Raw genomic sequence first — 26,635 nt, forward strand, 5'->3', positions numbered from 1 at the left:
TCTGACCGCGGAACCGCGGCATCGGGGCGAGAGGCCCACCATGCTAAACTAGCGGCTAGATTTCACTATTCCGTTCGGCAACTCCCGGGTGACTCATCACTCACCCGGCCTGGCATCGTTAGGGGGTCACGCATGGGGCGCGGCCGTCAAAAAGCAAAGCACACCAAGGTTGCCCGCGAGCTGAAGTACTTCAGCCCGGACACCAACTACAACGCGCTCGAACGCGAGCTCACCGGGCATCCGGTGACCGACCCGCGGCTCGACGAGGACCTGGCCAAGTGGCCGGAGTACGAAGCGAACAAGACGACGTCGGACGAGTCGGACGACTATGTCGACCACTACGACACCGAAGACGAGAAGAAGCGCGCCTAGCCCGTTTCTCGATCAGCCGCGCACGTTCTCGTGCGCGGCTGTCGTGTTGGCGCGCCCGTCGACCGCTTCCCGGGCAACTCTCAGCGTCGGTTCCGCCCCCAGGCAGTTGCCTCGGGGCGGTCCGTTGTCGCGCCCGGTGGCCGGGTGAGACGGGGTCAGGCGGCGTAGCCGCCGACCAGGCGAACGGCCCCGCCGTTGACGCCCTTGGCTCCCTGCTCGAAACCGGTGAGGTCGTGCGGCGCCATCGAGACTCGGCCGGCGACCCAGGACGGGATGCCTTCGTTTTGCAGGCGGGCGATCACGGATGACGCGGCGTGTGCCGCGACGACGGCGAACATGCCCACGCCAAGGTTCCAGGTGCCTTCTGCGCTCTCCAGCGTGGAGCCGGCCATGTCGCCGAGCACCCTGAAGACCGCAGGAGGTGACCAGGTGGACCTGTCGACCTCGACCCAGCTGCCCACTGGCAGCACCCGGGCCAGGTTGGCGGCGATGCCGCCACCGGTGACGTGGCTGAGCGAGTGCACAACGCCGGCCAGTTCGGGGTCGGAAAGCACGCTGAGCAGCGGACCGGTGTAGAGCCGGGTGGGCTCGAGCAGCGCCTCACCGACGACCCCGCCGAGCTCGGCGGAGGTGTCGGTGTAGCCGATGCCGCGCTGGGCGAGGATATGCCGCACCAGGGAGAAACCGTTGGAGTGCAGACCGGAGGAGGCCATCGCGATGACGACGTCGCCCGACTGCACGCGCTCGGCGCCGAGAACCTGGTCGGCCTCGACGACACCCGTCGCGGCTCCCGCCACGTCGTAGTCGTCGGGTCCGAGCAGGCCCGGGTGTTCGGCGGTCTCCCCGCCGACGAGGGCGGTGCCGGTGGAGGCGCAGGCCTTGGCGATGCCCTCGACGATGGACGCGATGCGCTCGGGGACGACCTTGCCGCAGGCGATGTAGTCGGTCATGAACAGGGGGCGTGCGCCGACGACGATGATGTCGTCGACGACCATGCCCACCAGGTCCTGGCCGATGGTGTCGTGCTTGTCGAGCGCCTGGGCGATGGCGACCTTGGTGCCGACGCCATCCGTCGAGGTGGCCAGCAGCGGGCGTGTGAAGCCGGTGAGGAACGAGACGTCGTAGAGACCGGCGAAACCGCCGAAGCCGCCGAGCACCTCTGGACCGTGGGTGGCCGAGACGGCGGTTTTCATCAGGGACACCGCGAGGTCACCCGCATGGGTGTCGACTCCGGCGGCGGCGTAGCTTGCGTTGCTCATTCTGGTCTTCCGGGATCGCCGAACGGGACCTGACCGTGTTCGATGAGCACGGTGGCTCGCTCCGGGTCAGGGGTGAGCACGCTCTCGAACTCGGCGTCGGGACCTGGATCGCATCCGTCGGAGGTGGAGAAGTCGCGCTCGAGGAGGTTCTTGCCCAGGTGCTGGGTCTCGGGCAGCTTGATCGGGTACACGCCGGTGAAGCAGGCTGTGCACAGGCTCTCTCGCGGCTGCTCGGTGGCGGCGATCATGCCGTCCTCCGAGAGGTAGCCGAGCGAGTCGGCGCCGATGGCCTGCCGCACCTCATCGACACCGAGGCCGGTGGCGATGAGTTCCGCACGCGAGGCGAAGTCGATGCCGTAGAAGCACGGCCAGGTGATCGGCGGGCTGGAGATGCGCACGTGCACCTCGGCGGCGCCGGCCTCGCGGAGCATGCTGACCAGGGCGCGCTGGGTGTTGCCGCGAACGATGGAGTCGTCGACGACGATCAACCGCTTGCCCTTGATCACGGCCTTGAGCGGGTTGAGCTTGAGCTTGATGCCGCGCTGGCGGATGGTTTCCGACGGCTGGATGAAGGTGCGCCCCACGTAGGTGTTCTTGACCAGCCCCTGGCCGAACGGTATGCCGGATGCCTGGGCGTAGCCGATTGCCGCGGGGGTGCCGGACTCGGGGGTGGGGATGACGAGGTCGGCTTCGACGGGATACTCGGCGGCGAGCTGGCGGCCCATCTCGACGCGGGCTTCGTGCACGCCGCGGCCGGCGATGGTGGTGTCGGGCCGGGCGAGGTAGACGTACTCGAACACGCATCCGGCGCGCTTGACCTCGGCAAATCGCTGGCTGCGCAGGCCGTCCTCGTCGATGGTGATCAGCTCACCGGGTTCGACCTCCCGCACGAAGCTGGCGCCGACGATGTCGAGGGCGGCCGTTTCGGAGGCGACGACCCAGCCGCGCTCGAGCCGGCCGAGCACCAGCGGGCGCACGCCCTGCGGGTCGCGGGCGGCGTAGAGGGTGGTTTCGTCCATGAAGACCAGGCAGAAGGCGCCGCGCAGGCGCGGGAGCACCTCCATGGCGGTGGTTTCGAGGGTGTGGTCGAGGTCGCCGGTGAGCAGGGCGGTGATCACCGCCGTGTCGGTGGTGTTGCCGCGGGCCAGTTCGCCGTCGACCTTGGGGTAGCGCTCGCGCACCAGCTCGAGCAGCTCGGCGGTGTTGGTGAGGTTGCCGTTGTGGCCGAGCGCGACGGTGCCGGCTGCGGTGCGGCCGAGGGTTGGCTGGGCGTTCTGCCAGCTCGACGACCCGGTGGTGGAGTAGCGGGTGTGCCCCACCGCGAGGTGGCCGAGCAGGGTGCTGAGCGAGGCCTCGTTGAAGACCTGGGAGACCAGGCCCATGTCCTTGTAGATGAGGATCTTCGAGCCGTCGCTGGTCGCGATACCCGCCGATTCCTGGCCGCGGTGCTGCAGGGCGTACAGGCCGAAGTAGCTGAGCTTGGCTACTTCTTCGCCCGGAGCCCAGACACCGAAGACTCCACAGGCATCCTGCGGACCCTTCTCGCCAGGAAGAAGATCATGATTCAGTCGTCCGTCGCCACCGGGCAAGCCGCAGCCCCTTTACTAGGAATTCTCGTTGGAAGGTTGGGGGTCGGATCCAGGATCCGCATTCTCGAAGGCGCGTGTTGAGTTCGCGTCAAGTCTATCGACGACGACCGTGGTTGAGGAGCGACCCACGATTCGATCGAGCACCATGGCGACGAGGCAGCTGACCGCGACACCGATCGCGACGCCGCCCAGCAGCAGGAATCCGAAGACCTGGGCCGGATCGAAGTCGGCGTTCCGCGGATAGATCACGGTGAGCAGCAGGGCCAGGAGGGCGCCGACGACGGCACCGACGATCATGAAGCTGGTGTACCTGGGCGACCGACGAACAACGAGAGTGTCCTCCGACACGACGGTCTCGGTGGGTTCGACGGGTACCGGGGTTCCGGCGACGACGGCAGGGCCGGGCCGGATCGCGGCTGGCTGGACGCTGCCGGGCTGTCGCGTCTCGGCGTCGTCGTGCTGATCTGCGGAGCTCACGCTTCTATTGTCGCACGCGGCATCCGTCAGACTGGGCCGGTGAACGATTTCAGCAGGACCAACCGGATCGCCGTGCTCGGCAGCGCCAACATGGACCTCGTGGTGCGCCAGCCCCGCCTACCGAAGCCCGGCGAGACGATGTTCGGCACCGGCTTCAGCACCGTGCCCGGCGGCAAGGGCCTGAACCAGGCCGTGGCCGCGGCCCGGCAGGGCGGCGACATCGATTTCATCGGCGCCATCGGCGCGGACGGCTACGGCCGCGAGCTGCGGGACCTCGTGGCCGGCGAGGGCATCGGTGCGGTCGGCCTGGCCGAGGTATCGGCGCCGACGGGCACCGCGCACATCTCCGTCGTGGACTCCGGCGAGAACTCGATCGTCGTGGTGTCCGGCGCCAACGCCACGGTGACCGCGCTGACCGCGGAGCAGGAATCGACGATTCAGCGGGCCTCGTTCCTGGTGATGCAGTGCGAACTTCCGGTGGCGGCGCTGGCGGCGGCCATCACGATCGCCCGGGCGAACGGCGTCTTCACAGTGCTCACCCCCGCGCCCGTCGTTGAGTTGCCCGCGGGTTTCCTGGCGTCGGTGGACCTGGTCGTGCCCAACCAGATCGAGGCCGCCGAACTCACCGGTGAGAGCGATCCGGCCCGCGCCGCCGAGGTGCTCAGTAACGCCCGCACCTGGGCGATCGTGACCCTCGGCGCCGAGGGATGCATCCTCGCCTACGACGGCACGGTGTTGGGGCTGGCACCCGCCCGACCGGTCACGGCCGTGGACACGACCGCCGCGGGCGACACCTTCGTGGGCGCGCTGGTGGCGCGACTGGCTGCGGTGCAGTCGCCCGGCGCCGTGTCCGCCGCCGGCATCACCGAGGAGCGGATGATCGACGCCGTGCGCTGGGCCACCGTGGCGTCGTCGATCTCGGTGACCAGACACGGCGCCACCAGCTCGATGCCGTCGCTGGCCGAGGTCAGCGCCGTCCTGGCCTGAGCCGCGCACCGCAACTGTTGCCGATCCGGGGCACGGGGTGCGGCTAGGGGTACAGCGGCAGCTCCGCGCTGAGGTCGGCGCGCTGCCCGGAGGCGTGGATGCGGCCGGAGGCGAGACCGTCGCTCCAGGCCAGGGTGCCGGTGGCCAGGCCGAGCCAGGTGGCGACATCCGTTTCGACGACGTTGGGCGGGGTGCCGCGGGTGTGCCGGGGGCCGGCGATGCACTGGGTGGCGCCGAACGGGGGAACCCTCACCTCGACGGTGTTGCCCTCGGCCTGCTCGGCGAGGAGTTGCAGGGTGTACCGCACGGCGAGCGCTCGGGTGTCGCGGGTCGCGCCCGCTTCGTCGGCCAGGTACGCCTTCACGGCGGTTCTGCCCAACCCGTCATCGATCCTCGCGCGTGCCATGCTCCCAGTCTGCCGCCTCCTGACGGTTCTGTGACGCCCCGCAGGCGCTCGGGTGCGCACGACCGTGTTCGCCGGGTAGCCTGATCCGGTGAGAATATTGGTCCTCGGTTCCGGTGCCCGCGAGCACGCCATCGTCACTGCCCTCCTGCGTGAGGAGCCGCGACCCCACGTGATCGCCGCCCCCGGCAACGCCGGCATCGCCGCCGACGTGCCCGTGGTCGATCTTGATCCCACCGACTCAGACGTGGTGACGAACTTCGCTCAGGAACACAACATCGACCTCGTCGTGGTGGGGCCCGAGGCGCCGCTGGTGGCCGGCGTCGCCGACGCCCTGCGCACCCGCGGTATCCCCGTGTTCGGCCCGGGCCAGGCCGCCGCCGCCCTCGAGGGCAGCAAGACCTTCGCCAAGCGCATCATGGACGAGGCCGGCGTGCCCACCGGCCGCGCCGTGCGCGCAGGCAACCTCGCCGAGGCGCAGGGCGCCCTCGACGAGTACGGTGCTCCCTACGTGGTGAAGGCCGACGGCCTGGCCGCCGGCAAGGGTGTGCTCGTCACCACCGACCGTGATGACGCCCTCGCCCACGCGGTGCGTTGGTTGCAGCACGGCGCCGTGCTCGTCGAAGAGTTCCTCTCCGGCCAGGAGGTGTCCCTCTTCTTCCTCAGCGACGGCCACACCGTGCTGCCGCTCTCCCCCGCCCAGGACTACAAGCGCCTCGCCGACAATGACGAGGGCCCCAACACCGGCGGCATGGGCGCCTACTCGCCGCTGCCCTGGCTCGATGCCGGCTTCGGCAGCGAGACCGCCTTCGTCGACGAGGTCATCAAGACGATCGCGCTGCCCACCGTACGCCGGCTCGCCGCCGAGGACACCCCGTTCATCGGGCTGCTCTACTGCGGGCTGATTCTCACGGATGCCGGCATCCGGGTAATCGAATTCAACGCACGCTTCGGCGACCCGGAGACCCAGGTGGTGCTGCCGCGCCTGGTGACGCCACTGTCCGGCCTGCTGCTGGCCGCCTCGACCGGGGAACTGGCCGGGCTGCCCCGCCCGGAGTTCTCCACCGACGCCGCCGTGACCGTGGTGATCGCCAGCGAGAACTACCCGGAGACCCCCGTGACCGGCCGCGTGATCACCGGGCTGGCCGAGGCCGCGACCGTGACCGGTGTGACCATCGCGCACGCCGCGACCGCCCTGGACGGTTCGGCGCTGGTCGCCACCGGCGGCCGGGTGCTCAGCGTCGTGGCCGTTGGCGCCGACTTCACCGAGGCCCGCGCGCGTGCCTACGAGGCCGTCGGGTTGATCGGGCTCGAGGGTTCTCAGCACCGCGGAGACATCGCCGCCAAGGTCGCGAACTGATGGCCGCTCTGGCCCTGGCGGGCTGGCAGCACGTCTACTCGGGCAAGGTGCGCGACCTGTACGTGCCGGACGGTGCGACCGGCCTGGCCGACGCCGACCGGGTCCTCGTCGTGGCCAGCGACCGGGTGAGCGCGTTCGACCACGTCCTCGAACCGGGCATCCCCGGCAAGGGCGAACTGCTCACCACCCTGAGCCTGTGGTGGTTCGACCAGCTCGACGGCGTTCCCAACCACCTCGTGCCCGACCACCGGGTTGATGCGTCGAGCCTGATCCCCGCCGCCGTCGCCGGCCGGGCGATGCTCTGCAAGACCCTGGACATGTACCCGATCGAGTGCGTCGTGCGCGGCTACCTCACCGGCTCCGGCTGGCTCGAGTACGTCGCCAGCCAGACTGTCTGCGGCATCCCGCTGCCCGACGGCCTGCAGAACGGCGACAGGCTGCCCGAACCGATCTACACGCCGGCGTGGAAGGCCCCGATGGGCGAGCACGACGAGAACATCTCGTTCGAGCGCACCGTGGAGCTCGTGGGCGCCGACGTGGCCGCGGCGCTGCGGGACGCATCGCTGGAGATCTTCAACCGGGCCTCCGTGATCGCGGAAACCGCCGGCGTGATCCTGGCCGACACCAAGTTCGAGTTCGGCGCCGACCGCGCCACCGGTCTGCTGACTCTCGGCGACGAGGTGCTCACCAGCGACTCCAGCCGGTACTGGGATGCGGCGCGATGGCTGGACGGTGCCACCCCCAGTGAGCGCATGGCCAGCTTCGACAAGCAGATCGTGCGCGACTGGTTGGCCGCGAACTGGGACCAGACCGGCACCCCGCCGGAGCTGCCCGCCGAGATCGTGGCGCAGACCGCGGCCCGGTACCGGGAGCTGCTTGGGCTGCTGACCGCCGCGTAGCGGGGACCTCGCGGCACTCCGTCGATCCGGCGGCACGGGTTGTCTGCGGCGGCACGGGTTGAGACACGGGCCGCGGGGCACTACACCTGCCGCGGGCACCAACACGTGCCGCCAGTGGGCATGGGCCCGACCGGGGCGGGTGGATCAGGTGGCGGAGCGGGAGCCTCGGGCGGCGCGTTTGGCGCGGCGGGTGAGGCCGTGCACCGTGGCCTGGAACTCCTTGACGCTCAGCGGTCGCCCGGGCAGCTTGGGGCGGGGCTTCTCCGGCATCCGCAGCCCGTCGAGAACGAGGGAGAGCTGCCGGCGCCACTGGCCGGTGTAACCGCCGCCGAGGGTGCCCAGCGACCCGATCATGGTGACGAGCACGGCCAGGTCCATCGAGTCGACATCCGGGCGCAACTCGCCGTCTTTCTTGGCCTGCAGCACGAGGGCGGCGATGAAGCTCTCGAGCTCAACTGACGGCCGCGCCGTGGGATCGATGGTCGCCATCCGCTTGAGGATCGGCGGCAGCGACGGGTCAGCCACCAGCCATTCGGCGAGGCGCTCGGTGTAGAGCACCACACCCGCCCAGGCCGACGGTGCCGCCTCGATCTCGCCGCGCACGGCGAACAGTTCGGCGAGGGCGATGTCGTACAGGGCCCTGACCAGGTCGTCGCGGGTGGGAAAGTTGCGGTACAGGGTGGCAACGCCCACATCGGCGCGGCGGGCGATCTCTTCGAGCGAGGCGTCGACGCCGTGCTCGGCGATCATGCTGCGGGCTTCGTCGATGAGGCGTTCCCGGTTCTGCCGGGCGTCGCGGCGCCGCGGTTGGGACGCGTCCTGCGGGGGCCGGGCAGAGGTAGTCATGGGGTCGATTCTAGATCCCCTTCCTGCGAGGTCGCGGAGGGAAGCCTCCCCGCAACCCGGGCCGGCGGGGCGGCGCCCAGCGGCCTGGCGGGTCCGCCCGCCCGGCTGCACCCAGTACTGGGGTACCGGGCGCCGGCCACGAACTGTGGACCGTGGGCCGATGTGGTGCGCGCGCCGGGCTCCTAGCGTGATTGGCATGCGAAAGAACACACATGATTGAGGCACGCACGCTCACGAAACGCTATGGCCAACGAACCGCCGTCGATGGGATCGACTTCCAGGTGCTGCCCGGCAGAGTGACCGGGTTCCTCGGTCCGAACGGGGCGGGGAAGTCCACGACGATGCAGATGATCGTCGGTCTCGACCGGCCGACCGCCGGCAGCGTCGAAGTGAACGGACGCCCGTACCATGAGCACCGCGCACCGCTCCGGGAGGTCGGCGTCTTGCTCGACGCCAAGGCCGCTCACAGCGGCCGCTCGGCCTACAAGCACCTGCTCTCCATTGCGGCGACGCACGGCATCGGTGCGGCCCGGGTGCGCGAGGTCGTCGGCCTGGCCGGGCTGGACTCCGTTGCCGGTAGACGCGTCGGCGGATTCTCGCTCGGGATGGGCCAACGGCTGGGAATCGCCACCGCCCTGCTGGGGGATCCAGCGACGATCATTCTCGACGAACCGGTCAACGGCCTGGACCCCGAGGGTGTCCGCTGGGTGCGGACGCTCATGCGAAGCCTGGCGGCGGAGGGGCGCACCGTGCTCCTCTCCTCGCACCTGATGAGCGAGATGGCGCAGACCGCCGACCGGCTCATCGTGATCGGACGCGGCAGGATCCTGGCGGAGGGGGCTATCGGGGACATCATCTCGGGAGCCACCCGTTCGGTGACCCGCGTGCGCACGCATGACGCAGAACGCCTGGTGAAAACTATCGCCGGCCCTGGTGTCGTCGTCTCGATGCTGACGGATGGTGCGATCGAGATCTCGGGGATGACCGCCGAAGAGGTCGCCGTCGCAGCGTCCACGGCCGGCGTCGTGCTGCACGAGGTCGCATCGGTGTCGGGCTCGCTCGAAGAGGCGTACATCGCCCTCACCGCCGGAGAAGTTGAATACCGCTCGTCGAATCCAGCAGCAACAGGAGCCCACCAATGACCACCATCGACAAACAGCGTGTGACCTTCATCCCCGGTCAGGAAAGTCTGAGTTTCGCCGGCGTCCTGCGTTCGGAGTTCATCAAACTCACCAGTCTTCGCTCGACCGTTGGGCTTGTGCTCGCGATCATCGTTTTCGGGCTCGGCGTGAGCGTCCTCTTGGCCATGACCATGAAAGACGCCGGATTGCCGACAGGGCCCTCGGTGGGGTTCACGCTCGATCAGATCACGATCGGCACTGTCTTGTTCGGGCAGCTCATTGCCGGGATTCTCGGGGTGCTCGTGATCAGCGGGGAGTACTCGAGCGGAACCATTCACTCGACGCTGATCGCCGTTCCGTCCCGGGTGACCGTGCTCGCCGCGAAGACCATGGTGCTGTTTTGCACCGCGACGTCCGCGGCGCTCGTCGCCCTGTTCGGTTCGTGGGCCGTGACGCACCCGATGTTCGCCGCCCTCGAGATCGAGATCGGGTTGACCGCCCCCGGGGTGTTCTTCGCCCTCATCGGTGGATCCGTGTATGTCGGTCTCTCGGCTGTCCTCGGCTTGGGCATCGGGACGTTGCTGCGCTCTGTCGCTGCCAGCGTCGCGACAGTCCTCTCGGTGATCCTCCTGCTGCCGGTGGTGCTGTCCGTCCTCCCCGCGTCAACACTGGTGCGGAACCTCCACCTCCTCTCGATGTCGAAGGCCGGCGACGCCATGAGCAACGCCCTTGATGCCGATGGAGTGTTCCTGGATCTCGTCGACGGGTATGTCAGCCCGGCTGCCGGCTTGACGGTCGCCGTTGTCTGGGCCGGTGTCTTCATCGTGCTGGGCGCCATCCGGCTACGTCGCCGGGACGCCTGATCGCCGCACGAAGACTCAGCCCGGTGTCGAGCGGATTGGTGGTGTTAGCGTGGACTGCCGTTTCGCTGCAGACCGGCGCGATGCTGCCTCGCAAGGAGGAACCCTGACACCCACACGGAGAGGACCGTTCGGCGATGCGACGTCACCGCCGAACGGTTTCGTGCTGCCGTCACCGCCCGGCGCCCTGCGCCGGACTCTGCTGCGCTTCCCGTGGCTGTCGGATGCCATCACCGCCGGTCTCTACGGCCTCTTCGCCGCCGGGCTGGCCCTCATCTCCGCGAACCCGCCGCTGCGCACCCCGGCGTGGTTCACGGTGATGCTTCTCCTCGCGGGCGTCGCCACGGTACTGCTCCGCCGGCACCGGCCGGTCCTGATGCTCGTGGCCGCCACCGTGCTCTGCGTGCTGTCGTTGGCGGGAGGCACTGGTGCGGAAACAGTGCTCCCGCTCATCACCCTGTTCGCGGTCGGCACCTACCGCTCCGCCATGACGGCGTGGGCCTGCTACCTGGCGACGTCGGTGGTCGCCAGCGGTGCCGCGTGGATCCTGATCGAGCGCACCAGGGACGGCCTGCCACTCTGGGAACCCACGGCACCACCCGTTTCAGCGGACCCGCTCAACGACTGGCTGAACGCCGCGATCGTGATGCTGGTTCCGCTCCTGGTCGCGCATCTGTTCGGGGTCAACGCCGGACAGCGACGCCGATACGTCGCGGCGCTGGTCGACCGGGCCGTTCAGCTCGAGCGGGAACGGGATCAGCAGGCCGAGATCGCGCGCGCCAGGGAGCGTGAACGCATTGCCAGAGAGATGCACGATGTCATGGCGCACAGCGTCTCGGTGATGGTCGCTCTCTCGGAAGGGGCGCGGGTGGCCGCAGCCGAACGTCCGACGGAATCCATGGCGGCCATGGCGCAGGTGGCCGAGACCGGCCGGCACACCCTGGGCGAGCTCCGCAGGCTGCTCGGGGCCGTACGCACCGACGGAGAGACGCCCACGTTGGAGCACGCTCCCCAACCCGGGGCCCTCCAGCTGACCGACCTGGCCGCACAGTTCAGGCAAGCCGGGCTTCCGGTGCGGCTGGACCTGGCCGGCTCGGCATCCGCAGACCCGGCCGTGGGGCTGACCGTGTACCGGATCGTGCAGGAGTCGCTGACGAACGCACTGCGGCACGCGCGCGGCGCGACGCAGGTGACGGTGGGCGTGACGTGGTCGGCCGAGTCGGTCACGATCGTGGTGCAGGATGATGCCCCGGCCGCGCCCGGCGGACAGCCGCCGGGTCGTGGGATTCTCGGCATCCGTGAACGAGCCGCGCTCTTTGCCGGGTCGGTAGAGGCCGGTCCGGCTGCCGGCGGCGGCTGGCGCGTTCTCGTGCGACTGTTCTGGACGAAGGAGAGAGCATGACCGACGCCATCCGAGTACTCCTGGTGGACGACCAGCAACTCGTCAGGTACGGGTTCTCTCTGGTGCTCGAGGCAGAGCCCACCCTGATCGTCGTGGGCGAGGCCGGCGACGGCGAGGCCGCCGTGGATGCGGCCGTACGACTGCGCCCAGACGTTGTGCTGATGGACGTGCGGATGCCCGGCATCGGCGGGATCGAAGCCACCCGGCGGATCACGTCACTGGTGCCCGACACCCGGGTGCTGGTGCTGACGACATTCGACCTCGACGAGTATGCCTTCGGCGGCCTCCAGGCCGGAGCGTCCGGGTTCCTGCTGAAGGACACCCGTCCGGCCGACCTGGTCGCAGCGATCACCGCCGTCCACCACGGCGACGCCGTCGTCTCGCCGCGGATCACCGCGAAGCTGATCGAGGTCGCCGCCCCCCACCTGGCCGCGGTCGTCGCCCCCGAACCGGCAACACTTCTCAGCACGCTCACGGCGCGCGAGAGCGAGGTCTTCCGTCTCATCGGCCTGGGAGCGACCAACGGCGAGATCGCCGAGGAGCTTCACCTCAGCGAATCGACGGTCAAGGCGCACGTGGGGCGGGTGTTGTTCAAGCAGGGCCTCCGCGACCGGGTCGAGGCCGTGATCCTCGCCTACAGACTCGGAATCGTGGGCCGCTGAAGACCCCGGTCGGCATGACACCGCCGGTCGCCCCCACGATGCCGACCTCGCGGGTTACCGTTAGTCGCGGGATCCGGCCGAAGTCACCCCGCCGCTTCGCCGCCCGCGCGCTCCCCCGGCCCGACCTCGAGGACCTCAGAACATGACCCAGCACGACAGCACCGTCGCCGAGGGCCTCGACGCCCACCTCGCGTTCGCCCGGCGGATGGACCGCATCGACGGGCTCGGCCACTACCGCCGCCGGTTCGTGGGCCTGGACGACACCGCAGTGGCCGGCCCCGACGCCCCGTCGATCGTCTACCTCGACGGCAATTCCCTGGGCCGCCCCACCATCGCCAGCGTGGCGCGCATCACCGAGTTCCTCGGCACCGCCTGGGGAACCCGGCTGATCCGCGGCTGGGACGACGAGTGGATGGCACTGCCGCTGACCATCGGCGACGCGCTCGGCACGGCCGCCCTCGGCGCCGGCCCCGGCCAGGTGTACATCGGCGACTCCACCACCGTGACCCTCTACAAGCTCGCCCGGGCCGCCGTCGACTCGCTGCCGCAGCGCAGCGAGATCGTGCTCGACACCGACAACTTCCCCACCGACCGGTACGTGCTCGCCGGCATCGCCGCGGAGCGCGGCCTCACCCTGCGCTGGATCGAGTCGAGCAGCACCGGCGGGGTCACCGTGGACCAGGTGCGCGCCGCGGTGGGCCCGCAGACCGCGCTCGTGGTGCTCAGCCACGTGGCCTACCGCTCCGGCTACCTCGCCGACGTGCCCGCGATCACCGCCGCCGTGCACGAGGCCGGCGCCCTGGTGCTCTGGGACCTCTGCCACTCGGCCGGCTCCGTGCCGGTGAATCTCGACCTCGACGGCGTCGACCTGGCCGTGGGCTGCAGCTACAAGTACCTCAACGGCGGACCCGGCGCCCCCGCGTTCGGCTATGTGCGCGCCGAGCTGCAACCGGACCTGACCCAGCCGATCCAGGGCTGGATGGGCGCCGCCGACGTGTTCGCGATGGGGCCGGAGTACGTGCCGGCCGCAGGCATCCGCCGCTTCATGAGCGGCACGCCCGCGATCGTGGGCATGCTCGCCATGCAGGACACCATCGCCATGATCGACGAGGTGGGCATCGACGAGGTGCGCGCCAAGTCGGTGGCACTGACCGAGTTCGCGCTGGACCTGGTGGATGCCTGGCTGGTGCCGATGGGCGTCACCGTGGCGTCCCCACGCGAGCACACCCACCGCGGCGGCCACATCACCGTGGACCATCCCGCCATGCGCCAGGTCACTCGGATCCTTTGGGAGCACGACGTGATACCGGACTTCCGCGCGCCGGAGGGCCTGCGGATCGGGCTGTCGCCGCTGAGCACCAGCTTCGTGGAGACCTATGACGGCGTCGCGGCCGTGCGTGACGTGCTGCGCGGCATCCTGCTCGGCCAGGCCGGACTCGGCTCCCCTGCGGGCCTGTAGAATCGACGCATCCGCCCCCGACGTTTTACGGAGTGAGCCATGCCAACCATCGTCGTAGAAGTTATGCCCAAGGCAGAACTGCTCGATCCCCAGGGCAAGGCCGTCGCCGGCGCCCTCCGCCGCCTCGGCAAGACCGAGTTCACCGGCGTGCGCGTCGGCAAGCGGTTCGAACTCACCGTGGAGGGCCCCGCGGACGCCGCGCTGCTCGCCGAGGTGCAGGAACTCGCCGACACCGTGCTGTCCAACTCCGTGATCGAGGACGTCACCAGCATCTTCGTGCTCGAGGTCGCCGCCGGGGAAACGCACTGATGCGCATCGGCGTCGTCACCTTCCCGGGCTCGCTCGACGACCGCGACGCCCAGCGCGCCATTCGCCTGGCCGGCGCGACGCCGGTGGCCCTGTGGCACGGCGAGCACGACCTGCACGGCGTGGACGCCCTCGTGCTGCCGGGTGGGTTCAGCTACGGCGACTACCTGCGCTGCGGTGCGATCGCCAGCCTGTCGCCGATCATGGCCGAGGTCATCGACGCCGCGAACAAGGGGATGCCCGTGCTCGGCATCTGCAACGGCTTCCAGATGCTCACCGAGGCGCACCTGCTCGAGGGCGGGCTGATCCGCAACGAGGCCGGCGCGTTCATCTGCCGCGACCAGCGCCTGCGCATCGAGAACACCGACACCGCCTGGACCAACGGCTTCACCGCCGACCAGGAGATCACCATTCCGCTGAAGAACGGCGAGGGCGGCTTCATCGCCTCCGCCGACACCCTGGCCCGCCTCGAAGGCGAGGGCCGCGTGATCGCCCGCTACCTCGACGTGAACCCGAACGGCTCGCTCAACGAGATCGCCGGCATCAGCAATGCCCGCGGCAACGTCGTTGGCCTGATGCCGCACCCCGAGCACGCCGTGGAGCCCGGCTTCGGCCCCGACACCGCTGCCGCGATGCGCAGCGGCGTGGACGGGCTCGCGTTCTTCACCTCGGTGATCGAGCGTTCGTTGGTCAACGCGTAGTTTTCTCGGGGCCGAGTTGCCCCGTTTCGGACGGGTTGCCCTGGTGCGCCGGGGCAATTCGTCCGTCAAGGGGCAACTCGGTGGAGTAGACGGCGCTGACTAGACGGCGCTGGACGGCTCCCAGAGGTTGATGCCCAGGTCGACGGCATGTGCGTCGATCGCGGCGACCTCCTCGTCGGTGAAGACGAGGTTGTCGATCGCCGCGACGTTGGCCTCCAGCTGCGTGACCGAGGAGGCGCCCACGAGGGCCGAGGTGACGGTCTGGCGCCTGAGTACCCACGACAGCGCGAGCTGCGCGAGCGACTGGCCACGCGCATCCGCGATCTCGGTCAGGGCACGGATGCGCCCCACCGTCGCGTCGTTCACCATGTCGCGGCTCATCGAACCGGCCTGCGACGCGCGGGAGCCCTCCGGCACCCCGTTCAGGTAACGGTCGGTGAGCAGCCCCTGGGCCAGCGGGGAGAAGGCGATGCAGCCGACGCCGAGGTCGTCGAGGGTGTCGAGCAGGCCGTCTTCGACCCAGCGGTTGAACATCGAGTAGGACGGCTGGTGAATCAGCAGCGGCGTGCCGAGGTCGGCGAGGATCTCGGCGGCCTGCCGGGTGCGCTCGGGTGAGTACGAGGAGATGCCGGCGTACAGCGCCCGGCCGCTCGTGACGGCCGTGTGCAGCGCGCCCATGGTCTCCTCGAGGGGGGTCTCCGGGTCGGCGCGGTGGGAGTAGAAGATGTCGACGTAGTCCAGGCCCATCCGGTTCAGCGACGCATCGAGGCTGGACAGCAGGTACTTGCGCGAGCCGAAGTCACCGTATGGTCCGGGCCACATGTCGTAGCCGGCCTTGGTGGAGATGACGGTCTCGTCGCGGTGGGCGGAGAAGTCCTCGGCGAAGATGCGACCGAAGTTCGTCTCGGCACTGCCGTAGGGCGGGCCGTAGTTGTTGGCCAGGTCGAAGTGGGTGATGCCGAGGTCGAAGGCGCGGCGCAGGATGGCGCGTTGCGTCTCAACCGGGGCGCCATCGCCGAAGTTCTGCCACAGGCCCAGCGAGATCGCGGGCAGCTTGAGGCCGCTCTGCCCGGTGCGGCGGTAGGGCATGGAGTCGTAACGGGTGTCTGCGGGAAGGTACGTCATCTCCTCATGCTGGCACAGTGGTCTGACTAAGGGTCAAACCTTCGACGGATGCTCCGCTCAGACGAAGATGACAGGCTGGGACCCTACCTGCCCACCTCTGTCTTACGGAGTCCTCCCCCGTGTCACCCCGCCTGCTCTACCGCATCCTGTCCATCGCCGAGGCGATCACCTGGACCATCCTGATCACCGCGATGCTGCTCAAGTACGTCTTCACCCCCGGCGACTTCGGTGACGGCGCCGTGCGGGTGGGCGGCTTCGTGCACGGACTGGTGTTCCTGGCCTACGGGATCACGGCCGTGCTCGTGGGCGTGAACCAGCGCTGGCGGCCCCGGCTGATGTTGCTCGCCGTGGCCACCGCCGTGGTGCCGTATGCGACGATCCCGTTCGACCGCTGGCTCGAGCGCCGCGCCCTGCTCGACGGCACCTGGCGCCGGGAGGCCACGGACGACCCCCGTGACCACACCGTGGTGAGCCGGATGTTGCGGTTCGGGTTGGCGCGACCGGTACTGCTGGCATCCGTGCTCGTGGTGGGCCTGGTTGCCGTGTTCACCACCCTGCTCGTGATGGGCCCGCCCGGCGGCGGCGCCTAACCGCGCTCCCCCTCGCCGGCCGGCGCTGACGTCAGTCGTGCAGCGGCGACCCGACGACGTCGAAGCGGAAACCGCCGAACGTGCCTGTGAGCAGCGGGCGGGCTGCGCCGATCGAGGCTTGCACCTCGGGCAGAGCCAGTGACGCCCGGTGTGCTGCCGCGTTCTCCCAGAGCTCCACGACGAACACTGTGTTCGGGTCGTCGTCGTTTACGCCGACCTCGTAGGAGAGGCACCCGGCCACAGCCAGGCTGTCGTTTCGGCGCACGAGATGCGCGACGAGATCGTCGCGCTTGCCGGGAACTGTCTCAAGCGTGCCTACATTCGCGAATGTCATGGCTCGAGGGTAGCGCGCGTTGTCCGCAGCCGCGGGCGCGGGCTGCCGGGCCCGGCTCAAGCGGGGCTGGCAGCCAGGCCCGAGCGGGCTCGGAGCCGGATCGAAGCACACCCCGCCCGGTAGACTAAGCGGGTCAAGCATCCGCTATCTCTGGGAGAACGCCACTCGTGACCGCTGTTTCCAATACATCCTCCCGCGGCGTCGCTGACACCGTGACCAATGCGATCAACACTCCCGAGAAGGAGCAGCCGTACGCTGCCCTCGGGCTGACGCCCGGCGAATACGCCGAGATCCGCACCATCCTGGGCCGCCGCCCGACGTCGGGTGAGCTCGCCATGTACTCCGTCATGTGGAGTGAGCACTGCTCCTACAAGAGCTCGAAGAAGTACCTGCGCCAGTTCGGCGACAAGGTCTCCCCCGCCATGAAGAAGAACCTAATGGTGGGCATGGGCGAGAACGCCGGCGTGCTCGACGTGGGCGAAGGCTGGGCGGTCACGTTCAAGATCGAGTCGCACAACCACCCCTCCTACATCGAGCCGTTCCAGGGCGCCGCCACCGGCGTCGGCGGCATCGTGCGCGACATCATCTCGATGGGCGCCCGCCCGGTCGCCGTGATGGACGCGCTGCGCTTCGGCGACATCAACGACCCCGACACCGCCCGTGTCGTGCACGGTGTGGTCTCGGGCATCAGCTTCTACGGCAACTGCCTGGGCCTGCCCAACATCGGCGGCGAAACCTGGTTCGACAAGGTCTATCAGGGCAACCCGCTGGTCAACGCGCTTTCCGTGGGCGTGCTTCGCCACGAGGACCTGCACCTGGCGAACGCCTCGGGCGCCGGCAACAAGGTGGTGCTTTTCGGAGCCCGCACCGGCGGCGACGGCATCGGCGGCGCATCCATTCTGGCCTCGGACACCTTCAGTGAAGGCGGCCCGACCAAGCGCCCCGCCGTGCAGGTGGGCGACCCGTTCGCCGAGAAGGTGCTCATCGAGTGCTGCCTCGAGCTGTACCGCGAGAAGCTCGTCGAGGGCATCCAGGACCTGGGCGCCGCGGGAATCTCCTGCGCCACCAGCGAGCTGGCCTCCAACGGCGACGGCGGCATGTACATCCAGCTGGAGAAGGTGCTGCTGCGCGACCCTTCGCTCACGGCCGAAGAGATCCTGATGAGCGAGAGCCAGGAACGCATGATGGCCGTCGTCACGCCGGAGAAGCTCGCCGGCTTCCTCGCCGTGGTGGAGAAGTGGGACGTGGAGACCAGCGTGCTCGGCGAGGTCACCGACTCCGGCCGTCTGATCATCGACTTCCACGGTGAAGAGATCGTCAACGTCGACCCGCGCACCGTCGCCGTCGACGGCCCGGTCTACGACCGCCCGGTGGCCTACCCCAGCTGGATCGACGCCCTGCAGGCCGACTCCGCGTCTGCGCTGCCGCGGGCGACGGATGCCGCGACACTGCAGGAACAGTTCCTCGCGTTGCTCGGCTCGCCCAACCTGGCCGACCCGAGCTGGATCACCGACCAATACGACCGGTACGTGATGGGCAACACCGCCCTGTCCTTCCCCGACGACGCCGGCATGATCCGCATCGACGAGGAGTCCGGCCTCGGCTTCGTCATCTCCACCGACGCCAACGGCCGTTACTGCCAGCTCGACCCGTACCGCGGCGCGCAGCTGGCCCTGGCCGAGGCGTACCGCAACGTGGCCGTCACCGGCGCGGTGCCGGTGGGCATCAGCGACTGCCTCAACTTCGGCTCGCCGGAGAACCCCGAGGTCATGTGGCAGTTCTCCCAGGCCGTTGAGGGCCTCGCAGATGGCTGCCTCGAGCTGGAGATCCCGGTCACCGGCGGCAACGTCTCGTTCTACAACCAGACCGGCGACCAGCCGATCCACCCGACGCCGGTGGTGGCCGTGCTCGGCGTGATCGACGACGTGGCCCGCCGGGTGCCCAGCGGTTGGCAGGACGACGGACACAACATCTACCTGCTCGGCATCACCCGCGAGGAGCTCGACGGCTCCGCGTGGAGTGCAGTGGTGCACGACCACCTCGGCGGCATGCCGCCGGTGGTGGACCTCGGCCGTGAAGCCGACCTCGCCGGCCTGCTGCACGCCGCGTCGATCGAGGCCCTCATCGACAGCGCGCACGACCTTTCGACGGGTGGCCTCGCGCAGGCCCTCGCCGAGGCCGTGCTCCGCTTCGGTGTCGGCGCGCGGGTCTGGCTCGGCGACATCCTCGAGCGCGACGGCGTCGACGCAGCCGTGGCCCTGTTCTCGGAGTCGACAGGCCGCGTACTGGTCTCGGTCCCGCGTGAGGACGACGTGAAGTTCATGGGTCTCTGCGAGGGCCGCGACTACCCGGTGCTGCGCATCGGCGTGACGGATGCCACCGCCCCGGTCCTGGAGATTCAGGACTACTTCACAGTGCCGCTGACCGAGCTGCAGTCCCGTCACCGCAGCACCCTGCCGAACGCGTTCGCCTAACCGCTGCGCCTCTCGCGAGCGGCAAGATCCACGAAAGCGGGCGTGTGGCCGCCTCGGAGAGTTGAAGCAACCGAACGGCCGCTCTCGCGGGGAGCAACATCCGCGAAAGCGGGGGAAGGGTTGCTTCGGCACCGCTGAGGCAACCGATCGGCCGCTCTCGCGCGCAGCCGCAACCGCGAGCGCGGGGCCGTGCGCGCCTCAGGGACGGCGGCGCAGCGGGGTGCGCGGGGAAGCGCGGTCAGGGCGGCGTTGTAGCGCATCCGCGGCGGCTCCGCCGCGAGGGCGTCCAGCGACGCCGGGGTCGGGTGGGCCAGCGGGAAAGCCGTGACCACGCGCATCCGGTCGCCCTCACTCACGCCGTAAATCAGGGCCGCGCCGGGCTGGCCGGGTGCGCTCACCACGGTCGTGCGGAAGAACGTCGCCTCACCGGGAACCTCGTCGTCGATGACCAGAACGTCGCCGCGAGCGCCCGCAGGGTTCGCCAGGTGCGGCAGCGCCGCATCCGTCACCCGCTCGAGTACCGTCTGGCCTCCCGCATCCGCCGCGTCGAGCAGGAATGCCGTGGGCGCCAGACTGAAATGGCCGGCCAGCTCTCCGTTGCGCCAACGATCACCCTTGAGACCGAACGGTGTCACCACGGTCGATAGGAGGTACCCGTAGACATGTAACAGGCCGGCGTTGCCGATCGGCCAGGTCGCTGCAAGCCCTGCCGCAGCATGCAGCCTGAGGAACTCGGCCTTAGAAATCACGGGGGACTGGACGTTTTCGTCGATCACCGTGGACAGCGCCCAGTCGTCGAAACGGCCGGTCTCGGCATCGCGGGCGATCTGCTCGAACATCATCTGCCCATCGTAGGCACAGCTCGCCAACCGGCCAGGACCGAAGGTTTACATGGTGTTCACCTGGCGCGGTCATTTGGTCCATACAACACTCCTAACATGAACCATGCGTCCACCGGGGCGCTGGAACAGGATTGAGTAAAACGTGCCTTCTCGCGAACGGGTGTTGGTCTTCGACTTCGATGGGACTGTCTCCCTCGGGCACGGACCGATTCGTTCCTACGCACGATTCATCGCCGGCGGGCTGCCCACCGCACACGCCGTCGACTTCCTGGGTCGCTTCGAAGACAGCATCTCCGGCACCCCCTGGGCGACAACCTGCCCGGATGGGCAGCCGATCGACGGGTATGACCTGGTGCGCCTCCTGGCCGCGCATTACGACGTTAGCGCGAGCGCCCGCAGCGCTGCGTACCTGGCCAGCAGGCACCAGCTCGCCACCAACGCCGCTCCGGTCACCGCGCCGGCCGGCCTGGCGGACTTCCTCGCCGAGGCGCGCCCGGCTGCCTACCTGGTGCTCGCGACCAACGCCCCCGCCATCCGCATCGACGAAGCCCTCGCCGCGCTCGGTCTGACCGGGGCGTTCGACGTCGTGCACACCGACGTGGGCAAGCCCGCCGGATTCGACCCGCTGCTGGACAGCCTGCTCACCAGGCTGCCCGTCGGAGCGAACTCGACCAACCTCGCCAGCATCGGCGACGTCTGGGAGAACGACCTCGCGCCTGCCTATCGTCGCGGAGCGACCACCGCCCTCGTCGGCGCCCACCGGCCCTCCCCCGCCACCCCGACCTACCGGGCCGAACACCTGCACGAGCTGTACCCGGCTCTGCGCGGCTGGCTCGACTCCGCTTCCAGCACCCTTCCCTCCACCGTTCTCACCACAGAAAAGGCTGACCAGTGATCCCCAAGAAAGCACTCTCCTTCATCGCCGCGGCATCCTTCGCCGCCGTCGCCCTCACCGGCTGCGCCACCAGCGACTCGGCCGCGGACAGCACGCCCGCCCCGGCCGCCGACCCCGCCTCGCTCACCCTGGCCCTGGTGCCCTCGCAGGACCAGGCCGGGCTCGTCGACACCGCCAAGCCCCTCACCGACATGCTCACCGAGGCCCTCGGCATCCCCGTCACCGGCGTCGTCTCCAAGGACTACCAGGCCGCCGTCGAGGCGATGGGCGCCGACCAGGCTCAGATCGGCTTCCTGCCCTCGCTGCAGCTCTGGCAGGCCAGCGACATGTACGGCGCATCCGTGGTGTTGCAGACCGAACGTAACGGCAACATCACCTACCCGGCGCAGTTCATGACCAACAACCCCGACAAGTACTGCGACGACACCCCGGTGGAGCGCGACGGCATGCTCTTCTGCAACGGCGCAGACGCCCTCGCCGGCCCGGCCGGGCTGGACTCGATCAAGAAGGTCACCGGCGCCAAGGTGGCCCTGCTCGGCCCGGGCTCGCCCGCCGGCTACATCTACCCGGTCCTCGCGCTGAAGAACGCGGGCCTGGACACCGACGCCGACATCGAGCAGATCCCGGTGACCACCAACGACGCATCCGTGCTCGCCGTCTACAACGGTGACGCCGAAGTGGGCTTCAGCTTCTGGGATGCCCGCACCATCGTGGCCAAGGACAAGCCCGACGTGGGCGAGAAGGTCGTCGTGTTCGCACTGACCGACGAGATCCCCAACGACGGCGTGGCCCTCACCGAGAGCCTCTCCCCCGAGCTGCAGGAGAAGATCACCACCGCCCTGGCCGACTACTCGAGCACCGAAGAGGGTTCCGCCGTTCTCACCTCGATCTACTCCATCACCAAGCTCGCGCCCGCCGACCCGTCGACGCTCACCGTCGTCGCCGACGCGGCCACGAAGCTGGGACTGCAGTAGCCGATGACTGACCTTCACGACAGCGCGGCGGCCGGGGTGCACACCCCGGCCGCCGCGCCGTGGTCGATCCGGATGCGGGACGTCAACGTGCGCTACCCCAACGGGGTCGTCGCGCTGAAGGACGTGTCCCTCAACATCGAAGCCGGCGAGATGGTCTCCGTGGTGGGACTGTCAGGCTCCGGTAAGAGCAGCCTGATCCGCACCATCAACGGACTCGTGCCGATCAGCTCCGGCACCCTCGAGGTAGGCGGACGCCACCTGGAGACCGCCCGCGGCCGGGAACTACGGCAGCTGCGCGGCGAGATCGGAATGATCTTCCAGGGCTTCAACCTGGCCCGGCGCGCGAGCGTGCTGAACAACGTGCTCGTGGGCCGGCTCGCCCACACACCCACCTGGCGCACCCTGCTCGGCCTCTACCGGGCAGACGACAAGCAGATCGCCTACGAGGCCCTGAACAGCGTCGGTATTCTCGCGAAGGCATATGACCGCGCGTCCACGCTCTCGGGCGGTCAGCAGCAGCGGGTGGCCATCGCCCGCGCCCTGGCCCAACAGCCCAAGCTGGTGCTCGCCGACGAACCCGTCGCCAGCCTGGACCCGCCCACCGCGCACGGCGTGATGCGGGACCTGCGCCGGATCAACCAGGACCTGGGCATCACGGTGCTCACCAACCTGCACCTGCTGGACCTGGCCCGCACCTACGGCACCCGGCTGATCGGGCTGCGCGCGGGCGAGGTCGTCTACGACGGCCCGGCCGCCACCGCCTCCGACGCCGTGTTCGAGACCATCTACGGCCGGTCCATCCAATACGAGGATGTGCTCGGCTGATGAGCGCCCTGGCACCGTTGGTTCTGCCGCCGAAGCCGCGCGGACGGTGGAAACCCTGGCTGGGCCTGGCCGTGGTGCTGCTCATCACGGCAGTCACGCTGAGCCCGCAGTGGGGCATCGCGTTCAGCTTCGACGCGATAGTGCGCAACTGGCAGAACGGCGCCGACAAGGTGCTCGCCCTGTTGCGACCGGACTGGACGTTCTTCCCGCGCACCATTCCACCCCTGGTGGAGACCCTGCAGATGGCCGTGATCGCCACCTTCGTGGGGGCCGTCGTCTCGCTGCCGCTCAGCCTCTGGGCGGCGCGGCTGACCAATCCGAACCGGTACACCCGCGGCGTGGTCAAGACCGTGCTCAACGCGGTGCGGTCCATTCCCGACCTGCTCTACGCATCCGTGCTGGTGGCCATGGTGGGGGTGGGCGCGCTGCCCGGCATCATCGCGCTGGTGTTGTTCAACGTGGGCATCATTGTGAAGATGGTGTCGGAGTCGATCGAGGTGAACGATGCCGGTCCGCTCGAAGCCGGCCGCGCCGCCGGCGGCAGCCAGCTGCAGATCAACCGCGCCATCGCGCTGACGGATGCCTGGCCCGCGTTCGTGAACCAGACCCTGTATGTGCTCGAACTCAACGTGCGCGCCTCGACAGTGCTCGGCCTCGTGGGCGCGGGCGGGCTCGGCCTGCTCATCGATGCCGTGCGCACCTTCTACCGCTATGACCAGCTGTCGCTGATCATCCTCGAGATTCTCGTGGTGGTCGTCGTCATCGACTCGGTCAGCGCCGCTATCCGACGAAGGCTGGTATGACCGCTCTCATCTCCTCCCCGCCCGCCCCCCGCGCCCTCGTGTTGCCGGCCAAGCCCAGTTCGCGGGGCCGGCTGACCGCCGCCGTCGTAGTGACGGTCATCGTGATCGTCGCGTTCTGGTCGGTCGACATCAACTGGGCCCGGCTGGGCAGCCTGCCCGGCGAGATCGTGCGCTATCTCTGGCTGATGTTCGCCAATCCGAACTGGGACAAAATCGGCGAGGCGCTGCTGCAGACCTGGCGCTCCGTGCAGATGGCCTGGGTGGGCACGGTCATCGGCCTGGTGATTTCGCTGCCGCTGAGCTTCCTCGCCGCGCGCGGTTTCGCCCCCGCGCCGGCCCGTGGCGCGTTGCGCCTCTTGTTCTCGGTCATCCGGGCGGTGCCGGAGATCATCATCGCCATTGCCATCCTCTCGGTGACCGGCCTGACACCGCTTACCGGGGCGCTCGCCTTGGCCGTGAACAGCGTCGGCACGCTGGGCAAGTGGGGGTACGAGGCCATCGAGGGTGTCGACCCCGGGCCCCTCGAGGCCGTGCGCGCGGCGGGCGGGTCGACCCCGGAGGTGATCCGTTGGGGCGTCTGGCCCCAGGCGATGCCCGACTTCATCTCGTTCTGGTTGTACCGATTCGAGATCAACGTGCGCGCATCCGCAATACTCGGCCTGATCGGTGTCGGCGGCATCGGCGACATGCTCACCTCGTACACTCAGTATCGCGAGTGGTCGACGGTGGGGATGCTGCTCCTCGTGGTGGTTGTCGCGACGATGAGCATCGATGCCGTGTCCGGCGCCCTGCGCCGGCGCATAACCGAAGGAGCATCCGTTCGTGAGCTGGACCGGTAACGACGACGCCACTGTGACGACCCGCATCGCCACCGTGCAAAATTCCCTGCAGCCCAGCGAGCTCAGCGTGGTCGGGTTGATCCTCTCCGACGCCGAGGGCGTGGTGGAGATGACCGCGCAGGACCTCTCCGACCGGGCCGGGGTGGCTCGGTCGAGCGTCATCCGCACCTGCCAGAAGCTGGGCTACCGCGGTTTTGCCCAGCTGCGGGTGGCCCTCACCCGGGAGCTCGCGCAGACGCTGGTGAGCGAGCGGGACTACGGCGAATCCGCGCTGGGCGCCATCCGCGCGGATATCGACGCGCTGGCCGCGACGCTGCCGCGCATCGCAAGTGTGCTCGGTGAGGATGCTGTGGAGCGGGCCGTGAGCACCATCGTGGGAGCGGGACGGTTGCTGGCGCTGGCCAGCGGGCTGTCCTCACCGCTGGCGCTGGACGTGGGCATGCGGCTCACCGCGATCGGCCGGCCCACCGAGTTCGTGGCCGACCCGATCGGGCAGCAGATCGCGGCCCGGCAGTTGACCGGGGCCGATGCGGTGCTGATCATCAGCGGCAGCGGTGCGAGCGAGGCGAGCCTCAAGGCCGCGCGTGCGGCCCGGCAGACCGGAGCGACGGTGCTGATCATCACATCGTTCGCCACCTCGCCGCTGATCAGCCTGGCCGACGTCGCCCTGGTTGTGGCGCCGGCCCGGGGTACCTTCCGGCACGAACTCGAGCACACGTCGCGGGTGCCGCATGTGATCCTGATCGAAGCGCTGGTGGAGGTGGTGGCGGCCCGCCTGGGCGACCGCGCCCGGGTGACTCGCTCGGCCGTGCTCGAGATCCTCAGCGACAACCTCAGCGAGTAGGCAGGTCTTTGCCGCCCCGCCCGTGGCGGGTCGCGCCAGCGGACGGGCAGCGAGCGCCGGCGAGGGTGCCCCGCCCCGTCGGCTAGTCGGTCGTGCGGGCGAAAACGTAGTGTTCGATCAGGTGATCGGCGATCGCCATCGACGAGGTGGCCGCCGGTGATGGGGCGTTCCGCAGCAGCGTGACCGGGCCGACCTGGTCGACCGCGAAGTCGTCCAGGAGTGCGCCGTCCCGGCCCCAGGCCTGGGCGCGCACCCCGGCGGCGGTCTTGCTCGTGAGGTCGTCCATCCTGAGTTCGGGGATGAACCGGCGGGCCTTGCGGTAGTACAACGGTTTCAGCAGGGAGCCGCTGATCTCGTCCAGTCCCATCCGCCAGTGCTGTTTCGCGAGAGTGCCGGCCCCCGGCCAGCGCAGCGAGTCCCAGGTGTCTTTCGGTGAGACGGTCAGCCAGGTGTAGCCCTCACGGGCGAGCGCCGGCACCGCGTTTGGCCCCACGTGCACGTCATCGTAGACACCGCGAGTGAAGTGCACGCCGAGGAACGGGAATCGAGGGTCGGGCACCGGGTAGATCATGCCGCGCACCAGGTCGGTGCGGGCGGCAGCCAGCGCCCAGTACTCACCGCGGAACGGCAGGATCTTCGGCGACGGGTCCGCGCCGACCAGGTGCGCCACCACGTCGGATTGCAGCCCGGCGCAGGCGATCACTCGGTCAACGAGATACTCGGATTCGCGCGTGCGCACCCGCACGGTCTGGCCTTCGATGTGCAACGCCACGACCTCGTGGCCGGTCAGGATGGTGCCGCCGTGGCTGCGGACATCCTCGGCCATCGCCTCGGTGATCGCGCCGTAGTCCACGGCCGCGGTGTGCGGCGAGTGCACCGCGGCGATGCCCGCGACGGATGGTTCGATCTCACGGAGGGGGTCGAGCCCGTCGAGGCGGACCAGGTCGGGCACCCCGTTGGCCAGTGACCGGCGCTCGATGTCGGCCAGGGCGGCCAGCTCGGACTCGTCGACCGCGACGACGAGCTTGCCCACCTCCCGGTAGGGCAGGTTCTTCTCGGCACAGTAGTCGCGGATGCTGATCCGGCCCGCGGCGCACAACCGCGCCTTGAGCGTGCCCGGCTGATAGTAGAGACCGGCGTGCACCACCCCCGAGTTGCGCCCGGTCTGGTGCGCGGCAAGCCGGTCTTCCTTCTCGAACACGGTGACGTCGCCGAAGCCGCGTAATACGAGTGCCCGCGCGATAGCGACCCCTACGATTCCGCCGCCGATGATCGCAATCCGATCGCCCATGCCCGTCCGTCCCGTTGCACCGCCCGTGGCGGACCACCGGTTCGACGAACCCCCGCACGGTGGCATCCTGCCCCCGGAGCGGTGCCTGGGCAATAC

At 69.3% G+C, this 26,635-nt stretch carries 28 protein-coding genes; 19 read left to right on the forward strand and 9 right to left on the reverse strand.

The window, feature by feature from the left end:
- Nucleotides 1–132 precede the first annotated feature (132 nt).
- Nucleotides 133–372, forward strand: a complete 240-nt coding sequence (locus tag C3B61_RS02070; RefSeq protein WP_088457376.1) for a DUF3073 domain-containing protein — start codon at nt 133–135, stop codon at nt 370–372.
- Nucleotides 373–527: 155 nt separating this feature from the next.
- On the opposite strand, the gene purM is transcribed toward C3B61_RS02070, so the two are convergent.
- From purM to C3B61_RS02085, 3 genes are read right to left on the reverse strand one after another with little or no spacing between them, the layout of a single operon-like run.
- Nucleotides 528–1,631, reverse strand: coding sequence for a phosphoribosylformylglycinamidine cyclo-ligase (gene purM / locus C3B61_RS02075; protein ID WP_103459375.1), 1,104 nt, complete (start codon nt 1,629–1,631; stop codon nt 528–530).
- Nucleotides 1,628–3,220 carry an amidophosphoribosyltransferase gene (purF, locus tag C3B61_RS02080; RefSeq protein ID WP_103459376.1) on the reverse strand — a complete coding sequence of 531 codons (1,593 nt, stop codon included), beginning with the start codon at nt 3,218–3,220 and terminating at the stop codon, nt 1,628–1,630. Before purF ends, purM begins: the two co-directional genes overlap by 4 nt.
- Nucleotides 3,221–3,235: 15 nt before the next feature.
- Complete coding sequence (locus C3B61_RS02085) at nt 3,236–3,697, reverse strand: hypothetical protein (protein WP_103459377.1); 462 nt, start codon at nt 3,695–3,697, stop codon at nt 3,236–3,238.
- 39 nt (nt 3,698–3,736) lie between these two features.
- Here C3B61_RS02085 and C3B61_RS02090 point away from each other — a divergent pair, with 39 nt between their 5' ends.
- The gene (locus tag C3B61_RS02090) at nt 3,737–4,684 is read left to right on the forward strand and encodes a ribokinase (RefSeq protein ID WP_241990258.1); all 948 of its coding nucleotides are present in this window, start codon (nt 3,737–3,739) and stop codon (nt 4,682–4,684) included.
- Nucleotides 4,685–4,727: 43 nt separating this feature from the next.
- Here the strand turns inward: C3B61_RS02090 and C3B61_RS02095 are convergent, their stop codons facing one another.
- Nucleotides 4,728–5,090: a sterol carrier family protein gene (locus tag C3B61_RS02095; protein WP_103459378.1), complete on the reverse strand. Its 363-nt coding sequence runs from the start codon at nt 5,088–5,090 to the stop codon at nt 4,728–4,730.
- An 88-nt stretch (nt 5,091–5,178) separates the two neighbouring features.
- Here C3B61_RS02095 and purD point away from each other — a divergent pair, with 88 nt between their 5' ends.
- Both purD and C3B61_RS02105 read left to right on the forward strand, forming a co-directional pair.
- A complete protein-coding gene (gene purD, locus C3B61_RS02100) occupies nt 5,179–6,447 on the forward strand; it encodes a phosphoribosylamine--glycine ligase (protein ID WP_103459379.1) in 1,269 nt (422 codons plus the stop codon).
- On the forward strand, nt 6,447–7,346 hold the full coding sequence (locus C3B61_RS02105) for a phosphoribosylaminoimidazolesuccinocarboxamide synthase (protein WP_088457382.1): 900 nt from the start codon (nt 6,447–6,449) through the stop codon (nt 7,344–7,346). The genes purD and C3B61_RS02105 overlap by 1 nt, the downstream gene beginning before the upstream one ends.
- Nucleotides 7,347–7,490: 144 nt before the next feature.
- Here C3B61_RS02105 and C3B61_RS02110 read toward each other — a convergent pair whose 3' ends face one another.
- On the reverse strand, nt 7,491–8,192 hold the full coding sequence (locus C3B61_RS02110; protein WP_088457383.1) for a TetR/AcrR family transcriptional regulator: 702 nt from the start codon (nt 8,190–8,192) through the stop codon (nt 7,491–7,493).
- A 212-nt stretch (nt 8,193–8,404) separates the two neighbouring features.
- Here C3B61_RS02110 and C3B61_RS02115 point away from each other — a divergent pair, with 212 nt between their 5' ends.
- From C3B61_RS02115 to purQ, 7 genes are all read left to right on the forward strand, one after another.
- The gene (locus tag C3B61_RS02115; RefSeq protein WP_103459381.1) at nt 8,405–9,334 is read left to right on the forward strand and encodes an ATP-binding cassette domain-containing protein; all 930 of its coding nucleotides are present in this window, start codon (nt 8,405–8,407) and stop codon (nt 9,332–9,334) included.
- A complete protein-coding gene (locus tag C3B61_RS02120) occupies nt 9,331–10,176 on the forward strand; it encodes an ABC transporter permease (protein WP_103459382.1) in 846 nt (281 codons plus the stop codon). The genes C3B61_RS02115 and C3B61_RS02120 overlap by 4 nt, the downstream gene beginning before the upstream one ends.
- 160 nt (nt 10,177–10,336) lie before the next feature.
- Nucleotides 10,337–11,575 carry a sensor histidine kinase gene (locus C3B61_RS02125; RefSeq protein ID WP_103459383.1) on the forward strand — a complete coding sequence of 413 codons (1,239 nt, stop codon included), beginning with the start codon at nt 10,337–10,339 and terminating at the stop codon, nt 11,573–11,575.
- Nucleotides 11,572–12,237, forward strand: coding sequence for a response regulator (locus tag C3B61_RS02130; protein ID WP_103430642.1), 666 nt, complete (start codon nt 11,572–11,574; stop codon nt 12,235–12,237). The genes C3B61_RS02125 and C3B61_RS02130 overlap by 4 nt, the downstream gene beginning before the upstream one ends.
- Nucleotides 12,238–12,379: 142 nt before the next feature.
- A complete protein-coding gene (locus C3B61_RS02135; RefSeq protein ID WP_103459384.1) occupies nt 12,380–13,696 on the forward strand; it encodes a kynureninase in 1,317 nt (438 codons plus the stop codon).
- Nucleotides 13,697–13,735: 39 nt separating this feature from the next.
- The gene (gene purS / locus C3B61_RS02140) at nt 13,736–14,005 is read left to right on the forward strand and encodes a phosphoribosylformylglycinamidine synthase subunit PurS (RefSeq protein ID WP_088457385.1); all 270 of its coding nucleotides are present in this window, start codon (nt 13,736–13,738) and stop codon (nt 14,003–14,005) included.
- The gene (purQ, locus tag C3B61_RS02145; protein ID WP_088457386.1) at nt 14,005–14,703 is read left to right on the forward strand and encodes a phosphoribosylformylglycinamidine synthase subunit PurQ; all 699 of its coding nucleotides are present in this window, start codon (nt 14,005–14,007) and stop codon (nt 14,701–14,703) included. Before purS ends, purQ begins: the two co-directional genes overlap by 1 nt.
- Nucleotides 14,704–14,802: 99 nt before the next feature.
- On the opposite strand, the gene mgrA is transcribed toward purQ, so the two are convergent.
- A complete protein-coding gene (mgrA, locus tag C3B61_RS02150; RefSeq protein ID WP_103459385.1) occupies nt 14,803–15,828 on the reverse strand; it encodes an L-glyceraldehyde 3-phosphate reductase in 1,026 nt (341 codons plus the stop codon).
- Between the two features lie 119 nt (nt 15,829–15,947).
- Between mgrA and C3B61_RS02155 the strand changes: the two genes are divergently transcribed.
- Nucleotides 15,948–16,418 carry a DUF3817 domain-containing protein gene (locus C3B61_RS02155; RefSeq protein WP_103459386.1) on the forward strand — a complete coding sequence of 157 codons (471 nt, stop codon included), beginning with the start codon at nt 15,948–15,950 and terminating at the stop codon, nt 16,416–16,418.
- A gap of 31 nt (nt 16,419–16,449) precedes the next feature.
- Here C3B61_RS02155 and C3B61_RS02160 read toward each other — a convergent pair whose 3' ends face one another.
- A complete protein-coding gene (locus C3B61_RS02160) occupies nt 16,450–16,752 on the reverse strand; it encodes a putative quinol monooxygenase (protein WP_103459387.1) in 303 nt (100 codons plus the stop codon).
- A 167-nt stretch (nt 16,753–16,919) separates the two neighbouring features.
- Between C3B61_RS02160 and purL the strand changes: the two genes are divergently transcribed.
- Nucleotides 16,920–19,226, forward strand: a complete 2,307-nt coding sequence (purL, locus tag C3B61_RS02165; protein ID WP_103459388.1) for a phosphoribosylformylglycinamidine synthase subunit PurL — start codon at nt 16,920–16,922, stop codon at nt 19,224–19,226.
- Here purL and C3B61_RS02170 read toward each other — a convergent pair.
- The gene (locus tag C3B61_RS02170; RefSeq protein WP_103459389.1) at nt 19,223–20,068 is read right to left on the reverse strand and encodes a hypothetical protein; all 846 of its coding nucleotides are present in this window, start codon (nt 20,066–20,068) and stop codon (nt 19,223–19,225) included. The genes purL and C3B61_RS02170 overlap by 4 nt on opposite strands.
- A gap of 142 nt (nt 20,069–20,210) precedes the next feature.
- Between C3B61_RS02170 and C3B61_RS02175 the strand changes: the two genes are divergently transcribed.
- From C3B61_RS02175 to C3B61_RS02200, 6 genes are read left to right on the forward strand one after another with little or no spacing between them, the layout of a single operon-like run.
- Entirely contained in the window at nt 20,211–20,963 is a 753-nt protein-coding gene (locus C3B61_RS02175) for an HAD family hydrolase (RefSeq protein WP_208858760.1), read from the forward strand.
- Entirely contained in the window at nt 20,963–21,937 is a 975-nt protein-coding gene (gene phnD, locus C3B61_RS02180) for a phosphate/phosphite/phosphonate ABC transporter substrate-binding protein (protein ID WP_103459405.1), read from the forward strand. The genes C3B61_RS02175 and phnD overlap by 1 nt, the downstream gene beginning before the upstream one ends.
- Nucleotides 21,938–21,940: 3 nt before the next feature.
- Entirely contained in the window at nt 21,941–22,762 is an 822-nt protein-coding gene (phnC, locus tag C3B61_RS02185; RefSeq protein WP_103459391.1) for a phosphonate ABC transporter ATP-binding protein, read from the forward strand.
- A complete protein-coding gene (phnE, locus tag C3B61_RS02190) occupies nt 22,762–23,565 on the forward strand; it encodes a phosphonate ABC transporter, permease protein PhnE (protein ID WP_088457395.1) in 804 nt (267 codons plus the stop codon). The genes phnC and phnE (C3B61_RS02190) overlap by 1 nt, the downstream gene beginning before the upstream one ends.
- A complete protein-coding gene (phnE, locus tag C3B61_RS02195; RefSeq protein ID WP_103459392.1) occupies nt 23,562–24,404 on the forward strand; it encodes a phosphonate ABC transporter, permease protein PhnE in 843 nt (280 codons plus the stop codon). The genes phnE (C3B61_RS02190) and phnE (C3B61_RS02195) overlap by 4 nt, the downstream gene beginning before the upstream one ends.
- Complete coding sequence (locus C3B61_RS02200) at nt 24,388–25,248, forward strand: MurR/RpiR family transcriptional regulator (RefSeq protein WP_103459393.1); 861 nt, start codon at nt 24,388–24,390, stop codon at nt 25,246–25,248. Before phnE (C3B61_RS02195) ends, C3B61_RS02200 begins: the two co-directional genes overlap by 17 nt.
- A gap of 82 nt (nt 25,249–25,330) precedes the next feature.
- Here the strand turns inward: C3B61_RS02200 and lhgO are convergent, their stop codons facing one another.
- Nucleotides 25,331–26,539: an L-2-hydroxyglutarate oxidase gene (gene lhgO, locus C3B61_RS02205; protein ID WP_103459394.1), complete on the reverse strand. Its 1,209-nt coding sequence runs from the start codon at nt 26,537–26,539 to the stop codon at nt 25,331–25,333.
- Between the last annotated feature and the right edge of the window lie 96 nt (nt 26,540–26,635).

This window comes from Cryobacterium zongtaii (assembly GCF_002909375.1).
GTDB classification, from domain to species: Bacteria; Actinomycetota; Actinomycetes; order Actinomycetales; family Microbacteriaceae; genus Cryobacterium; species Cryobacterium zongtaii.

Coding starts and splice junctions, on each gene's coding strand:
- phnC (WP_103459391.1), top strand. CDS start 21,941: ATGACTGACCTTCACGACAGCGCGGCGGCCGGGGTGCACACCCCGGCC.
- C3B61_RS02095 (WP_103459378.1), bottom strand. CDS start 5,090: ATGGCACGCGCGAGGATCGATGACGGGTTGGGCAGAACCGCCGTGAAG.
- phnE (WP_088457395.1), top strand. CDS start 22,762: ATGAGCGCCCTGGCACCGTTGGTTCTGCCGCCGAAGCCGCGCGGACGG.
- phnE (WP_103459392.1), top strand. CDS start 23,562: ATGACCGCTCTCATCTCCTCCCCGCCCGCCCCCCGCGCCCTCGTGTTG.
- C3B61_RS02070 (WP_088457376.1), top strand. CDS start 133: ATGGGGCGCGGCCGTCAAAAAGCAAAGCACACCAAGGTTGCCCGCGAG.
- C3B61_RS02105 (WP_088457382.1), top strand. CDS start 6,447: ATGGCCGCTCTGGCCCTGGCGGGCTGGCAGCACGTCTACTCGGGCAAG.
- purQ (WP_088457386.1), top strand. CDS start 14,005: ATGCGCATCGGCGTCGTCACCTTCCCGGGCTCGCTCGACGACCGCGAC.
- purS (WP_088457385.1), top strand. CDS start 13,736: ATGCCAACCATCGTCGTAGAAGTTATGCCCAAGGCAGAACTGCTCGAT.
- C3B61_RS02170 (WP_103459389.1), bottom strand. CDS start 20,068: ATGATGTTCGAGCAGATCGCCCGCGATGCCGAGACCGGCCGTTTCGAC.
- C3B61_RS02115 (WP_103459381.1), top strand. CDS start 8,405: ATGATTGAGGCACGCACGCTCACGAAACGCTATGGCCAACGAACCGCC.
- mgrA (WP_103459385.1), bottom strand. CDS start 15,828: ATGACGTACCTTCCCGCAGACACCCGTTACGACTCCATGCCCTACCGC.
- C3B61_RS02135 (WP_103459384.1), top strand. CDS start 12,380: ATGACCCAGCACGACAGCACCGTCGCCGAGGGCCTCGACGCCCACCTC.
- C3B61_RS02120 (WP_103459382.1), top strand. CDS start 9,331: ATGACCACCATCGACAAACAGCGTGTGACCTTCATCCCCGGTCAGGAA.
- C3B61_RS02110 (WP_088457383.1), bottom strand. CDS start 8,192: ATGACTACCTCTGCCCGGCCCCCGCAGGACGCGTCCCAACCGCGGCGC.
- purM (WP_103459375.1), bottom strand. CDS start 1,631: ATGAGCAACGCAAGCTACGCCGCCGCCGGAGTCGACACCCATGCGGGT.
- lhgO (WP_103459394.1), bottom strand. CDS start 26,539: ATGGGCGATCGGATTGCGATCATCGGCGGCGGAATCGTAGGGGTCGCT.
- C3B61_RS02160 (WP_103459387.1), bottom strand. CDS start 16,752: ATGACATTCGCGAATGTAGGCACGCTTGAGACAGTTCCCGGCAAGCGC.
- C3B61_RS02130 (WP_103430642.1), top strand. CDS start 11,572: ATGACCGACGCCATCCGAGTACTCCTGGTGGACGACCAGCAACTCGTC.